Below are 14,226 nucleotides of genomic sequence, written 5' to 3'. Positions count from 1 at the left end.
GCGAGGTGACCGTTGAGGTGGCGCACCCGTCGACCGAGCCATTGGCATGGCGGTCGCCGACCGAGCCCGCCCACCCCCGGTGGTGGTTCTTCCGAACCAGCCCGGGACGGATCCTGACCATCGGCATCATCCTGGCCACTCTGGGCCTGCTGAGTGCTTTCGCGACTTCGACGACGATCAACGACCGGCAGCGTCAGCTGACCACCGTGCTCAACCACACCGAGCCGCTGGCCTTCGCCGCCGGCCAGCTCTACACCACGCTGTCGGTGGCCGACGCCGCCGCTGCCACCGCGTTCATCGCCGGATCCGAACCGCGCGCGGTGCGCCAGCGCTACGAGCAGGCCATCACCGACGCCGCCGTCGCCGTGACCCGGGCGGCCAGCGGACTGACCGACGAGCCACTGATCCAGTTGCTCGGCCGTATCAATGCCCGGCTGGCGGTCTACACCGGGTTGATCGAGACGGCGCGGACCAACAACCGGATGGGCAATCCGGTGGGTTCGTCCTACCTGTCGGAGGCCTCGGCGTTGATGCAGCAGCAGATCCTGCCGGACGCCCAGCAGCTCTACGAGCAGACCTCGGCACGGGTGGACGCCGAGACCACCGCCTCGACCCGGATTCCCGCGCCGGTGATCGTCGTCGTCGCCATCACCCTGGTGTTCGGCGCGTTCGCGCACCGGTGGCTGGCCTCGCACACCAAACGCCGGGTCAATGTCGGCCTGATCGCGGGCGGTCTGGCGATCCTGATCATGATCATCTGGGTGGGCTCGGCGCTGGCCATCTCGACCGCCGGGAGCCGCGCGGCCAAAGACACCGCGGCCGAGTCTCTGAAAACGGTGACTAACCTGGCGATCACCGCGCAGCAGGCCCGCGCCGACGAGACGCTGTCCCTGATCCGCCGCGGTGACGAAGACATTCGCAAACGGTCCTACTACCAGCGCGTTGAAACGATGCACCAGCAGCTCACCGAATACCTGGCCCGCGAGGACGCGATCGACAAGAGCGATCTGGCCGACGCCGATCAGCTGCTGATGAAGTGGCGGCAGGCCGACGAGCGGATCAACGCCTACATCGCGGTCGGCAACTACCAGGCCGCCACCCAGGTGGCGCTGGGGACCGGCGAGGACGATTCGACGCCGGCGTTCGACAAACTCGACGCCGCGCTGTCCAGCGGCATCCGGGAGAGCCGCAACCAGTTGCGCAACGACATCCTGTCCGCCCGCCGGGTGCTGTCCGGGACGACGGTCGGCGGGGCGGTGCTGTCGGTCGGCGCGGCGATCGCGGTGGCGTTGGGGCTGTGGCCCAGGCTCAGTGAGTACCGCAAATGAACGCGCGCGCGAAGGCCAACCGACGGACGCTGCGGGCACTGGCCGGCATCGTGGTCATCGCGGCGACGCTTGCCACCGGCTGCGGCAAGACGGAGTACACCGTGGCACCCCCGGTGCCCACCCTCGCGCCACCGACGCCCGCCGGGATGGCCGAACTGCCGCCGGAACCGCCGCAGCCGCCGAATCCCGACGAGAACAACTGCGATCGCACCGCCAGCCTGCGGCCGTTCACCAACAAGGCCGACGCCGACGCCGCGGTGGCCAACATCCGGGCCCGGGGCCGGCTCATCGTCGGCCTGGACATCGGCAGCAACCTGTTCAGCTTCCGCGACCCGATCACCGGGGAGATCACCGGATTCGACGTCGACATCGCCGGTGAGGTGTCCCGTGACATCTTCGGTACGCCCTCGCAGGTCGAATACCGCATTCTGTCCTCGGCCGACCGGATCAGCGCCTTGCAGAGCAACACCGTGGACATCGTCGTCAAGACCATGACCATCACCTGCGAGCGACGCAAGCAGGTGAACTTCTCCACCGTGTACTTCACCGCCTACCAGCGCATTCTGGCGCCGCGGGAATCGGCGATCGCGCAGGCGTCGGACCTGTCCGGTAAGCGGGTGTGCGTGGCCCGCGGCACCACGTCACTGAAGCGGGTACAGCAGATCGCGCCGCCGCCGATCATCGTGACGGTGGTGACGTGGGCGGATTGCCTTGTGGCACTGCAGCAACGGGAAGTCGACGCGGTCAGCACCGATGACTCGATTCTGGCCGGTTTGGTGGCCCAGGATCCGTATCTGCACATCATCGGGCCGAACATGGCCCAGGAGCCGTACGGGATCGGGATCAACCTGGAGAACACCGGGCTGGTGCGCTTCGTCAACGGCACGCTGGAACGCATCCGCCGCGACGGCACGTGGAACACGTTGTACCGCAAGTGGTTGACGGTGCTAGGCCCGGCTCCGGCTCCCCCGACTCCGAGGTATCTGGACTGATGGACACCCCGGAGACCCCCGAAGTCGACGTCGGCACCCAGCCGGCCAGTTTCGACGACCTCGGCATGGATTCGATGTCGACGATGCGGCCGATGGCCACCCAGGCCATCTTCCGGCCCAACTTCGACGACGATGACGACTCGGTCGGCAGTGTGGGGACCGAACCCGAGGAGATGCACCACACCACGGTGGCGCGATTACTCTCCCCGACCCGCCGGCTGGGCGGCGGCCTGGTGGAGATCCCGCGGGTGCCCGAGATCGACCCGCTCGCGGCGCTGATGGTCAATCCCGTTGTCGCCGAGTCGAAGCGGTTCTGCTGGAACTGCGGGCGCCCGGTCGGCCGGTCCTCGAAGGAAGTGGCCGCGGAGTCGGAGGGCTGGTGCCCGCACTGCGGCAGCGCCTACTCGTTCGTGCCGCAACTCTCACCCGGCGACATGGTCGCCGACCAGTACGAGATCAAGGGCTGTGTGGCGCACGGCGGACTGGGCTGGGTGTATCTGGCGGTCGACCACAACGTCAACGAACGCCCGGTGGTGCTCAAAGGCCTGGTGCACTCCGGTGACGCCGAGGCCCAGGCGATCGCGATGGCCGAACGGCAGTTCCTGGCCGAGGTCGTCCATCCGTCGATCGTGAAAATCTTCAACTTCGTCGAGCATCCGGACTCCCACGGTGAACCGGTCGGCTACATCGTGATGGAGTACGTCGGCGGTAAATCGCTGAAACTGCCCAAGGGCGAACGCCTCCCGGTGTCCGAGGCCATTGCCTACATGCTGGAAATCCTGCCCGCCCTGGGCTATCTGCATTCGATCGGCTTGTGCTACAACGACCTCAAGCCGGAGAACGTCATGGTCACCGAGGAGCAGCTCAAGCTGATCGACCTCGGCGCGGTGTCCCGGATCAACTCGTTCGGCTACCTCTACGGCACTCCGGGTTACCAGGCTCCCGAGATCGTGCGCACCGGGCCGACGATCGCCTCCGACATCTACACCGTGGGCCGCACCCTGGCTGCTTTGACGCTGAACCTGCGCACCCGCAAGGGCCGCTACGTCGATGGGCTTCCGGAGGACGATCCGGTACTGGCCAAGTACGACTCGTTCGGCCGGCTGCTACGGCGGGCGATCGACCCCGATCCGCGTCGCCGGTTCGCCACGGCCGAGGAGATGTCGTCACAGTTGATCGGTGTGCTGCGCGAAGTCGTGGCCGAGGACACCGGGGTGCCGCGCCCCGGTCTGTCGACGGTGTTCACCAGGACCCGGTCCACGTTCGGGGTGGAACTGCTTGTCGCCCATACCGATGTCTATCTCGACGGTCTGGCGCACGCCGAGAAGCTAACCGCCCCGGAGATCGTGACCGCGCTGCCGGTGCCGCTAGTGGACCCGAGCGATGTGGCGGCCACCGTGCTGTCGGCGACCGTGCTGTCGCAGCCGGTGCAGACCCTGGACTCGCTGCGCGCGGCGCGGCACGGCTCACTGGATTCGGAGGGGATCGACCTCAGCGAGTCGGTGGAGCTGCCATTGATGGAAGTGCGGGCCCTACTCGATCTGGGTGACGTGGCCAAAGCCAACCGCAAGCTCGACGACCTGGCCGAACGGGTGGGCTGGCGCTGGCGGCTGGTCTGGTTCAAAGCGGTTTCGGAACTGCTGACCAGTGACTATGACTCGGCGACAAAGCATTTCACCGAGGTTCTGGACACCTTCCCCGGCGAGCAGGCGCCGAAGCTGGCCCTGGCGGCGACGGCCGAACTGGCGGGCACCTCCGATGAGCGGCCGTACTACCAGACCGTCTGGCACACCGACAACAACATCATCTCGGCAGGCTTCGGGCTGGCGCGGGCGCAGTCGGTGGAGGGTGAGCGTGAGGCAGCGGTGCGCACCCTCGACGAAGTACCCGTCTCCTCACGGCATTTCACCACCGCGCGGCTGACCAGCGCGGTGACCCTGCTCTCCGGCCGCTCGGCCCACGAGCTCACCGAGGAGCAGATCCGCGACGCCGCGCGCCGGGTCGAGGCGCTGCCCGACACCGAGCCCCGCGTGCTGCAGATCCGCGCGCTGGTGCTCGGTACGGCGATGGACTGGATCGCCGAGCATGAGGCCAGCACGAACCACATCCTCGGTTTCCCGTTCACCGACCACGGCCTGCGCCTGGGTGTGGAGGCCGCACTGCGCAACCTGGCCCGGGTGGCCACCAGCCAGGCGCACCGCTATGCGTTGGTGGACATGGCCAACAACGTGCGGCCGACGAGCACCTTCTAGCACTCGTTGAGTGTGCGTCCAGGGCGGGAATTCGGTCAGATTCCCGCCCTGGACGCACACTCAACGCAGGCCGAAGCGTTCCCGCAGCACCGGATCGCTTTCCCACCACAGCGTCGAGGTCGCTGAATCCGCAGGCGCCGCAGCCAGTTCGGCGTCCACCAGGGCGGCCTTGCGGCGTTCGTCGCGGCCCAGCGCCCGCATCAGCACCAGGACGAACGGAATGCCCACCACGTCGCCGACGATCCAGAGGATTCCCGCCCCGATGGACTGATCGACCCGCTGGCTTGGACCCCAATCCCGCTGCAGGGCAACGTAATAGTCCACGGCGATGATCGGGCCGAGCCACAGCACCACGCCCAGCAGGCCATCGGCCAGCGACTCCATCACGCTGATGCCCAGCGACAGCAGCGGCGAGTACCGCCGCGGCACCGGATCGGCCTGCAGCCGCGCATAGAAGTAGCCAAACCCGACCATCAGCAGGACGAACCGGGTCGACGCGGCCAGGGGCCCGGTCATCGATGCGACGTACCAGGGTGTCAGGTAGAGCAGCCACGGTGTGGCCAGCATCGCGATCGACGTGACCATCGGCGAGGCCGCGAACCGCACCACCGGCGAGCACAACCCACGGTCCACGATCCGCCGGCCCAGCCGTGAGCCGGCCTGCACCACGGCCACCGGACGGCCCAGCGCCAGCAGCAGTGGCGCCCCGAACAGCAACAACAGCACCTGCAGCGCACGCACCCAGAACAGCACCGGTGCGTAAACACCCACCGCGGAGAACGTCGCCAGCGCCCACACCACCAGGCCCGCCGCGAAACAGCAGGCCTGGCCGCGCGTCACCGCAGTCCCGGCCGCGCGGCGGGACCCGAAGTACACCGCGCCGACGATCGTCATCGCGACGAGTGCGCCCACATCCAGAGTCCACGACATCAGGACCATGGCCGCCGACGCTACGTGCATTTCCTGGGAACCCGCCGTGACGTTGCTGGGCTTGCTCGCTTTCCAGCCAGGTCCTTTGTCAGCCTGGCATCATGACCATCCCGGTGCTCGGCGTGCTGTCCCTGTCCGGCTTCCAGCACGGGTGGTTCTTCCTGTACGGGCTGATCGCGGCGGCGGCGCTGGGCGGCTACCTGTCGGTCCAGTTCGCCAAGCGCCGCAACGTCTTACGGTTCGCCAACTTCGAGCTTCTGGCACGCCTGGCCCCCACCCCACCGCGACGGCTGCGCCACCTTCCCGCCATCCTGCTCGTCGTCGCACTGCTGTCGCTGACCGTCGCGCTGGCCGGCCCGACGCACGACGTCCGCGTCCCCCGCAACCGGGCCATCGTCATGCTCGTCATCGACGTCTCGGAGTCCATGGCCGCCACCGACGTCGCCCCCAGCCGGTTGGCCGCCGCCAAGGAGGCCGGCAAAAAGTTCGCCGACGAGCTCACCCCCGGTATCAATCTCGGTCTGGTCGCCTTCGCGGGCACCGCGTCGGTGCTGGTGCAACCGACCACCAACCGGGCGCTGATGAAGGCCGCTATCGACAAGCTCCAGACTGCCGAACGCACCGCCACCGGTGAGGGCATTCTGACTGCCCTGCAGGCGATCTCGACGGCCGACAACGTCCTCGGCGGAGGTGACGGTCCGCCGCCGGCCCGCATCGTGCTGGAGTCGGACGGCAAGGAGACCGTGCCGAGCAATCCCGACGACGCGCGGGGTGCGTTCAGTGCGGCGGAAACCGCCAAGGCCCAGGGTGTTCCGATCTCGTCGATCTCGTTCGGCACCCCGGACGGGTCGGTCGATCTGGACGGCCAGCACATCCCGGTGCCGGTCGACGATGCCACCCTCAAGCAGATCAGCGACATCTCCGGGGGCGAGGTCTTTCACGCCGGAACCCTGCCGCAACTCACCTCCGTCTACGCCACCCTGCAGCAGCAGATCGGATTCCAGTTGATCCCCGGCGATGCCAGTGCGGCGTGGGCGATCCTGGCCTCGTTCCTGGTGGCGGGCTCCGCCCTGGCCGGTGTCCTGCTCAACCGGCGAATCCCGGCCTAGACGACGGTCAGGCACTCCCGGGCGATCGCCAGTTCCTCGTTGGTGGGGATCACCAACACGGTCGTCGGGGATGTATCCGCCGAGATGGTGCGGGCTCTCCGCACCGGGCTCGAGTTTCGCTGCTCGTCGAGTTCGATGCCCAGCGGGGCCAGCCCGGCCAGCGCGTCGCGGCGTACCCGGGCGTCGTTCTCACCCACCCCAGCGGTGAAAGTCAGCACATCGGTGTGGCCGAGGATCGCCAGATAGGCGCCGATGTACTTGCGCAGCCGATGGATGTACACGTCGTAGGCCAATTGTGCGTTCTCGTCGCCGGATTCGATGCGCTGATGAACCACCCGAAAGTCGATCTCACCGGCCAGACCCGACATCCCCGAGCGGCGGTTGAGCATGGACTCGATGTCCTCGACCCCCATGCCGGCCGTCCGCGACAGGTAGCTGATCACCCCCGGGTCGATATCCCCGGACCGGGTGCCCATCACCAATCCCTCCATGGGAGTCAGCCCCATCGACGTGTCGACGGGCCGGCCACCGGCGATCGCCGAGGCCGAGGCGCCATTGCCCAGATGCAGCACGATCTGGTTGAGCGTCTCCGGCGCCGCCCCGAGGTACTCCGCGGCCTGGCCGCTGACGTACTGGTGTGAGGTGCCGTGGAAGCCGTAGCGGCGAATCTGCCAGCGCGCGGCCAACTCCCGGTCGATCGCATACGTGGCGGCGGCGGCGGGCAGATCATGGAAGAACGCGGTGTCGAATACCGCCACATGCGGCAGGTCCGGTAGCACCCGCCGGGCCACCTCGATCCCGAGCAGTGCCGGCGGGTTGTGCAGCGGTGCCAGCGGGGACAGTTCGCGCAACTGATCGAGCACCGCGTCGTCGACGACTGTCGGCCGGAACAGACGCTGGCCGCCGTGCACCACCCGGTGCCCGACGGCGACCAGGCCGAGGCCGTCCAGATCCTTGCCGTCCGCACTCAGCCGCTCGAAGGCCAGGCGCAGCGCGGCCTCGTGGTCGGGAACACCGCCGTCGTCACCGATCCGCTCGACGATGCCGTGCGCCAGCGATTCGCCTGTATCCGGTTGGATCAGTTGGTACTTCAGCGACGACGAACCGGAATTGAGGACGAGAACTGTTCCTGATGTCGCCGACCTACCGGCTCCGGTTCCCACCCCTCAGTCCTCCTGAGCCTGGATCGCCGTGATCGCGACCGTATTCACAATGTCCTCCACCAGTGCCCCGCGGGACAGGTCGTTGACCGGTTTGTTCAGCCCCTGAAGGACGGGCCCGATCGCGATCGCACCGGCACTGCGCTGGACCGCCTTGTAGGTGTTGTTGCCGGTGTTGAGGTCCGGGAAGATCAGCACGGTCGCGCGTCCGGCTACGTCCGAGCCGGGCATCTTGGCCGCCGCCACGGTGGGGTCGACGGCGGCGTCGTACTGGATCGGGCCCTCCACCAGAAGCTCCGGCGCCCGACTGCGAACCAATTCGGTTGCCGCGCGCACCTTCTCCACACCCGCGCCGCTGCCCGAGTCACCGGTCGAGTAGGACAACATCGCCACCCGGGGGTCGATACCGAACTGGGCGGCGGTACGCGCCGAGCTGATCGCGATATCGGCCAGCTGTTCGGCGGTCGGGTCCGGCACGATCGCGCAGTCACCGTAGGCCAGCACCCGATCGCTTAGGCACATCAGGAAGATGCTGGACACCGTCGACACGTCCGGGCGGGTCTTGATGATCTCGAACGCCGGGCGCACCGTGTGCGCGGTGGTGTGCGCCGCGCCGGAGACCATGCCGTCGACGATGTCGTTGTGCACCAGCATCGTGCCGAAGTAGGAGACGTCGTGGATGATCTCGCGGGCCTGCTCCAGCGTCACCCCCTTCTTCTTGCGAAGCTCGGCGTACTGCGCGGCGAACTGGTCGCACAAGTCGCTGGTGCGCGGATTGAGCACGGTGGCAGCGCTGAGATCGACACCGAGTTCGGCTGCGCGGGAACGGACTTGACCCTCCTCGCCCAGGATCGTCAGCTCCGCCACCCCGCGGCGCAACAGCCTGCCCGCCGCCCGCAGGATGCGGTCGTCCTCACCTTCGGGCAGCACGATGCGTTTGAGATTGGACTGGGCCCGCTCCATCAGCTGGTAGGTGAACATCTGCGGGGTGGTCACCGTCGGGATCGGAATGGCCAGCCGCTCAAGCAGATCGGCGATGTCGACATGGCGTTCCATGATGTCGATCGCGGTGTCGATCTTGCGCTGTGACGTCGCGGTCACCCGGCCGCGCGCACCGGCCACCGCGCTGGCCGTCTCGAAGGTCCCCAAGTCGGTGGCGATGATCGGCAGGCGCAGGCCCAGGCCCGTCACGAGTTCGGCGATGCTGCGGTGCAGGGGCAGGCCGCCGTTGAGGATCATCGCCGACAGCGACGGAAAGCCCTCCGCCGCATGGGCGCTCGCGACCGCCAGCACCACATCCGAACGGTCACCCGGGGTGATGACGGCAACGCCCTCGGTCAGCCGCTCGACCACGTGCTCGGCGGTCATCCCGGCGACCAGGACGTCCATCACCTCACGGCCCAGCAGCGATTCATCACCGTGGATGAGGACACCGTCGACCGCGGCACTGAGATCGGCGACCGTCGGCGCCACCAGCAGCGGCTCCTCCGGCAGCACGTAGACGTGCGGGCCCAGGTCTTTGCACGCGTCGGCGACGGCCTGCATCTGGGCGGGGTCGCACCGGTTGGCCACCACCGCGGCGGTGTGGGCGTGCTGCAGCGCGAGTTCGGCCAGGCACAGCTCGACCACCTGGGCCACTTCCTGCGGGGTGCGGTCGCGGGCCCGCACCGACAGCACCACCGGCGCGCCGAGGTTGACCGCGATGCGGGCGTTGACGCTCAGCTCGGTAGGGGTGGCGACGTCGGTGTAGTCCGAGCCGACGATGACGACAGCATCGCAGCGCGCGGCCATCGCGTGATAGCGGTCGACGATGTCGACGATCGCACCCTCGGGGTCCTCGTGCAGTCGCTGGTAGGTGACGCCAACGCACTCGTCGTAGCTGAGGCCCGCGTTACTGTGGGCCAGCAGCAACTCCAGGATGTAGTCGCGGTCTTCCCGCCGGGTGATCGGCCGGAACACCCCGGCCTTGGGGACCGTGGCGGTCAGCCGGTGCAGGATGCCCAGCGCGACCGTGGACTTGCCGGTGTCACCTTCGGGTGAGGCGATGTAGATCGAGGTGGCGGCGCGCGGGGAGGTCACGGCTCCAGCATTCCCTAGTCCGCCGCGGTGCCGCCCGCTGTTAACCGAGTTTTCGCAGTCTCGGCGCCAGATCCTTCTCGAACAGTTCCAGGAACCGGCGCTGGTCGTGGCCGGGGGCGTGGAAGACGAGGTGATTGAGCCCGTACTTGACGTAGTCGCCCACCTTCTCGACGGCCTCGTCGGGATCCGAGGAGACGATCCAGCGCTTGGCCACCTGCTCGATGGGCAGCTCGTTGGCCGCCTTCTCCATCTCCATCGGGTCGTGGATGCTGTGCTTCTGCTCGGCGGTCAGCGACAGCGGCGCCCAGAACCTCGTATTATTCAGCGCCAGTTCGGGATCCGGATCGTAGGAGATCTTGATCTCGATCATCTTGTCGATCGCGTCGACGTCGCGGTCGGCGGCTGCGGCACCTTCCTTGACCGCCGGGATCAGCTTCTCGGTGTAGAGCTCCTCGCCCTTGCCGGAGGTGCAGATGAAACCGTCGCCGGCGCGGCCGGCGTACTTGGCCACCGCCGGGCCGCCCGCGGCGATGTAGACCGGGACGCCGTCGTCGGGCACGTCGTAGATGGACGCGCCCTTGAGGTGGTAGTAGTCGCCGTCGAAGTCGACCCGGTCACCCCGCCACAGCTCACGCATCAGGCGCACCGACTCGCGCAGCCGGGCGAAGCGCTCCTTGAACTCGGGCCACTCCCCGATGAAACCGGTGGCGATCTCGTTGAGCGCCTCACCGGTGCCGACACCGAGGAACACCCGGTTGGGGTACAGGCAGGCCATCGTGGCGAACGCCTGGGCGATCACGGCCGGGTTGTAGCGGAACGTCGGCGTCAGCACCGAGGTGCCCAGGATGAGCCGCTCGGTGCGCTCACCGACTGCCGTCATCCACGCCAGCGAGAACGGTGCGTGGCCGCCTTCGTGCCGCCACGGCTGAAAGTGGTCACTGACCGTCGCACTGTCCATCCCGTGCGCCTCGGCGAGGACCGCCAACTCCACCAGCTCACGCGGCGCGAACTGCTCCGCCGACGCCTTGTATCCCAGTTTCAGTTCAGCCACGCTTTCGTTTCTACTCCAATGGCCGCCAACCCGTCGGAGCAGGCTGCCTAAACTGAGACATGCCTGCGGCCCTGCACGCCATCACCGACTCGGTGCACGTCGCCACCACCGAACTGGTGAACTGGACACTTGTCGCCGACGACGCCGGTGTCATGCTCATCGACGCGGGATTTCCCGGTAGTCGTGACGATGTTCTGACATCACTGCGCCAGTTGGGATTCGGGCCGCAGGACGTCACCGCGATCCTGCTCACCCACGCCCACGTGGATCATCTCGGCTCGGCGATCTGGTTCGCCAAGACCCACGGCACGCCGGTGTACTGCCACGCCGACGAGGTCGGCCACTCCAAGCGCGAATACCTGCAGCAGGCCTCCCCGGTGGATCTGCTGGCGCACGCCTGGCAGCCACGCTGGATCAAGTGGTCCCTGGAGATCGCCCGCAAGGGCGCACTGGTGCGGGCCGGCATCCCCACCACGCAGGCGTTGACCGAGGATGTCGCCGAAACTCTGCCGGGCAGGCCGCTGGCGGTGCCGACCCCCGGTCACACCGGCGGGCACTGTTCCTACCTCGTCGACGGCGTCTTGGTGTCCGGGGACGCGCTGGTGACCGGCCACCCACTGGCCCGGCGCTCCGGTCCGCAACTGTTGCCGGGGGTGTTCAACCATGACGAGCAGGGCTGTGTGCGCAGCCTGGCCGCACTGGCGATGCTCGAGACCGACACGCTGATCCCCGGCCACGGCGCGGTGTGGAAGGGCCCTATCCGTGAAGCGGTACGTCAGGTATCGGCGGGCTGAGCCAGGGTTTTCAGGAACGCGATGGGATGAAAGTCAGGTTCGGGTTCCAGCGCTTCGTCCAGTCGGGTGTATCCGGCACTCTCGTACAAGGCTTCGGCCTCAGGCTGGCGGGTGCCTGTCGTCAGATAGATCCGCCGGTAGCCGCGCCGGGCAATCTCGGTCTCCAACTCAGCCAGGAGCATTGCCCCGTATCCCCGCCTTCGGTGTCTGCTGTCGGTCCAGATCCGCTTGAGTTCGGCCGTGTCGTCATCGAAACGGCGGAAGGCACCCCCAGTGACCGGCTGTCCGTCAAGCACCCCGATGAGCATTCCGCCACTGGGAGAGGCGAATTCGCTGACCGTATGACCGCGGAGCCACTTCATCACGCCCGCCTCGGTGCCGCCGTAGCGGGTCGAATACTCGACGGCGAGTTCAGCTAACAGTGGCTGGGCCAACTCGTCGTCGACAGTGACCGGGACAAAGCGCATGCCTTCCATCATGGCGGAGGCAGCTGGGCTTCGATCAACGGCAGGATTCGCTGCGCCAGGTATTCGTTGCCAGCCCGGTTCGGGTGCACCCGGTCCCACCCGATGAGGTTGGGGTCGTCCCACCACCAGCGCTGCGCCAGGGGGTCGACGAAGGTGGCGCCGACGGCGGCGGCCTCCGCGCGAACGATGTCGCGAACCTGCCAGACCGGTGGCTGCGGATCCGGTTGCGGCCAGGCCGGACCGATCACCAGCAGGTGTGCGGCGGGTCCGGCGGCACGCGCACCGGCCAGCGTGCGCCGCACCGCGGCGCGCAGGTCGTCCGGCGGAGTCCCGACATCGTTGGGGCTGCCGAAGATGACGACGAGATCGGTTGACGGCTGGATCGCGTCGAGCCGGTCGGCGAACACCCCGCCGCGGGTGCCGATGTGGGCATAGCCGCCGCCGCCCTCACCCTCGACGGTCGGCTGGATCTCGTAGTGCCGCTCGCGTAGCTGGCTCCACACCATGGCCGGCCACAGATCGGGGTCGTCGGGGTCGTTGTTTACCCCCACGGTGTAGGAGTCGCCGATCACCACGATGTGGTCACCGGGCAGCGCGGCCTGCTGCGCCGGGGTGAGGCGGGGCGCCGAGGCGCAGGATGCGAGCAGGAACGCCACCGCCACCGTCAATAACGCCCTGCTCACGGCGCCTCAGCCTAGGCGACCATGGCCCCTTCCCAGCCAGATTTGACACCTGTAAAGTTTGTCGGCATGGACAACATCCGAGGCAAGACCATCGCCATCACCGGCGCCGCCCGCGGCATCGGGTTCGCCACCGCCCGCGCCCTGCTGCAGCGCGGCGCCCGGGTGGTGATCGGCGATCGTGACGTCGCCCTCGAGGAGTCCGCAGTCGCCCAGCTCAGCAAGATCGGACCGGTGTCGGGCTACCCCCTCGACGTCACCGACGCCGAGTCGTTCGCGACCTTCCTGGACAAGGCTCGCGCCGACGGCGGCGGCCACATCGACGTCCTGATCAACAATGCCGGCGTGATGCCGGTCGGCCCGTTCCTGGACCACAGCGAGCAGGCGATCCGCACCGCTATCGAGGTCAACTTCTACGGCGTGCTCACCGGCTGCCGGCTGGTGCTGCCGGAGATGGTCAAGCGCCGCAACGGGCACATCATCAACATCGCCTCGATGGCCGGCATGCTGGCGGTGCCGGGACAAGCCCTGTATGCCGGCACGAAGTTCGCCGTCGTCGGGCTGTCCACCGCGCTTTCCGACGAGTTCGCACCGCAGGGTGTTCAGGTCAGCTGCGTCATGCCGACCTTCACCAACACCGAGCTGATCGCGGGTACCAATGCCACCGGCGCCAACAAACCGGTGCAGCCCGAAGACATCGCGGCCGCGGTGGTCAAGACCCTCGATAAGCCGAAAACGACTGTCTCCGTTCCCTATCCGCTGCGCTTCATCGCGATAGGCACGGCATTCCTGCCGCCGCGGGCGCGCCGGTGGCTGAGCAGGAAATCGGGCACCGATCGGGTGTTCCTCGACTTCGACACCGCCGCACGGGCGGCCTACGAGCAGCGGGCGCAGGAGGCGACCGGGGTCGTCGAACCGCCCAAGGGCGACTAGAGGACCGGGACGGCGTCCCCGGGCCGGTAGGCCTCGATCGGCTCGATGTTGCGCATCAGCGCTTCCGGTTCGACGGTGTAGAGCCTGCCCTGATCTCCCCCGGTGCCGACCAGCACCGCGGTGGCCCGATCCGGGAAGTCGTCGTCGCTGCCGGCGGAGGTGATCCAGATCCTGGTCACCGGTTCGAACTGTTCGTCAGCGAACTCGGCCGCCGACGGCGCGAAGAACCAGCTGAGCAATGTCTCGGTGGAGAACTCCTCATCGAAGGCCCATCCGCGATCGACCAGCCAGCCGTCGAACGCCTCGACGGCCTTCTCGAGTTCGCTTGGCCCGTCGTCGAATTGGTCTCCGAGCAGAGCGTCCAGCACCGGCTCCGGAATCCACCTCGCATCGCGGGCGGCCTGCCGCTTCTTGCGGCGGGCCTTCTTGGCGTCGGAGTGCCGCGACACCG

13 protein-coding genes are annotated in these 14,226 nt (G+C 67.8%); 6 read left to right on the top strand and 7 right to left on the bottom strand.

The annotated features are described in order from the left end of the window. Window positions 1-5 precede the first annotated feature (5 nt). Genes glnX through BN3385_RS05325 form a run of 3 tightly spaced genes read left to right on the top strand, consistent with a single transcriptional unit; the run spans window position 6 to window position 4,572 of the window. On the top strand, window positions 6-1,328 hold the full coding sequence (gene glnX, locus BN3385_RS05335) for a protein kinase G-activating protein GlnX (RefSeq protein WP_059015565.1): 1,323 nt from the start codon (window positions 6-8) through the stop codon (window positions 1,326-1,328). After that, window positions 1,325-2,320: a glutamate ABC transporter substrate-binding protein gene (locus tag BN3385_RS05330; RefSeq protein WP_059015564.1), complete on the top strand. Its 996-nt coding sequence runs from the start codon at window positions 1,325-1,327 to the stop codon at window positions 2,318-2,320. Before glnX ends, BN3385_RS05330 begins: the two co-directional genes overlap by 4 nt. Next, window positions 2,320-4,572 carry a serine/threonine-protein kinase PknG gene (locus BN3385_RS05325; protein WP_059015563.1) on the top strand — a complete coding sequence of 751 codons (2,253 nt, stop codon included), beginning with the start codon at window positions 2,320-2,322 and terminating at the stop codon, window positions 4,570-4,572. The genes BN3385_RS05330 and BN3385_RS05325 overlap by 1 nt, the downstream gene beginning before the upstream one ends. Window positions 4,573-4,632: 60 nt before the next feature. Here the strand turns inward: BN3385_RS05325 and BN3385_RS05320 are convergent, their stop codons facing one another. Beyond that, a complete protein-coding gene (locus BN3385_RS05320; protein WP_082690294.1) occupies window positions 4,633-5,511 on the bottom strand; it encodes a cytochrome c oxidase assembly protein in 879 nt (292 codons plus the stop codon). A gap of 92 nt (window positions 5,512-5,603) precedes the next feature. Here BN3385_RS05320 and BN3385_RS05315 point away from each other — a divergent pair, with 92 nt between their 5' ends. Further along, window positions 5,604-6,611: a VWA domain-containing protein gene (locus BN3385_RS05315; RefSeq protein ID WP_059015561.1), complete on the top strand. Its 1,008-nt coding sequence runs from the start codon at window positions 5,604-5,606 to the stop codon at window positions 6,609-6,611. Here the strand turns inward: BN3385_RS05315 and BN3385_RS05310 are convergent. Genes BN3385_RS05310 through fgd form a run of 3 tightly spaced genes read right to left on the bottom strand, consistent with a single transcriptional unit; the run spans window position 6,608 to window position 10,901 of the window. After that, window positions 6,608-7,774: an acetate kinase gene (locus BN3385_RS05310; RefSeq protein ID WP_059015560.1), complete on the bottom strand. Its 1,167-nt coding sequence runs from the start codon at window positions 7,772-7,774 to the stop codon at window positions 6,608-6,610. The two genes, BN3385_RS05315 and BN3385_RS05310, sit on opposite strands and share 4 nt — an antisense overlap. A 3-nt stretch (window positions 7,775-7,777) precedes the next feature. Next, window positions 7,778-9,850: a phosphate acetyltransferase gene (pta, locus tag BN3385_RS05305; RefSeq protein ID WP_059015559.1), complete on the bottom strand. Its 2,073-nt coding sequence runs from the start codon at window positions 9,848-9,850 to the stop codon at window positions 7,778-7,780. 40 nt (window positions 9,851-9,890) lie between these two features. Beyond that, window positions 9,891-10,901, bottom strand: coding sequence for a glucose-6-phosphate dehydrogenase (coenzyme-F420) (gene fgd / locus BN3385_RS05300; protein ID WP_059015558.1), 1,011 nt, complete (start codon window positions 10,899-10,901; stop codon window positions 9,891-9,893). A gap of 59 nt (window positions 10,902-10,960) precedes the next feature. On the opposite strand from fgd, the gene BN3385_RS05295 reads away from it, so the two are divergent. After that, complete coding sequence (locus BN3385_RS05295; RefSeq protein WP_059015557.1) at window positions 10,961-11,695, top strand: MBL fold metallo-hydrolase; 735 nt, start codon at window positions 10,961-10,963, stop codon at window positions 11,693-11,695. Here the strand turns inward: BN3385_RS05295 and BN3385_RS05290 are convergent. Both BN3385_RS05290 and BN3385_RS05285 read right to left on the bottom strand, forming a co-directional pair. After that, the gene (locus BN3385_RS05290) at window positions 11,677-12,171 is read right to left on the bottom strand and encodes a GNAT family N-acetyltransferase (RefSeq protein WP_059015556.1); all 495 of its coding nucleotides are present in this window, start codon (window positions 12,169-12,171) and stop codon (window positions 11,677-11,679) included. The genes BN3385_RS05295 and BN3385_RS05290 overlap by 19 nt on opposite strands. Then, window positions 12,171-12,845 carry an SGNH/GDSL hydrolase family protein gene (locus tag BN3385_RS05285; RefSeq protein ID WP_082690293.1) on the bottom strand — a complete coding sequence of 225 codons (675 nt, stop codon included), beginning with the start codon at window positions 12,843-12,845 and terminating at the stop codon, window positions 12,171-12,173. Before BN3385_RS05285 ends, BN3385_RS05290 begins: the two co-directional genes overlap by 1 nt. A gap of 66 nt (window positions 12,846-12,911) precedes the next feature. On the opposite strand from BN3385_RS05285, the gene BN3385_RS05280 reads away from it, so the two are divergent. Beyond that, the gene (locus tag BN3385_RS05280) at window positions 12,912-13,775 is read left to right on the top strand and encodes an SDR family oxidoreductase (RefSeq protein ID WP_059015554.1); all 864 of its coding nucleotides are present in this window, start codon (window positions 12,912-12,914) and stop codon (window positions 13,773-13,775) included. On the opposite strand, the gene BN3385_RS05275 is transcribed toward BN3385_RS05280, so the two are convergent. Continuing rightward, a complete protein-coding gene (locus BN3385_RS05275) occupies window positions 13,772-14,224 on the bottom strand; it encodes a hypothetical protein (protein WP_059015553.1) in 453 nt (150 codons plus the stop codon). The two genes, BN3385_RS05280 and BN3385_RS05275, sit on opposite strands and share 4 nt — an antisense overlap. Between the last annotated feature and the right edge of the window lie 2 nt (window positions 14,225-14,226).

This window comes from Mycobacterium sp. M26 (assembly GCF_001494595.1).
Taxonomy (GTDB): domain Bacteria; phylum Actinomycetota; class Actinomycetes; order Mycobacteriales; family Mycobacteriaceae; genus Mycobacterium.
The sequence above is the reverse complement of the archived record's forward strand: the minus strand, read 5'-3'. Positions and strand labels throughout refer to the sequence as shown.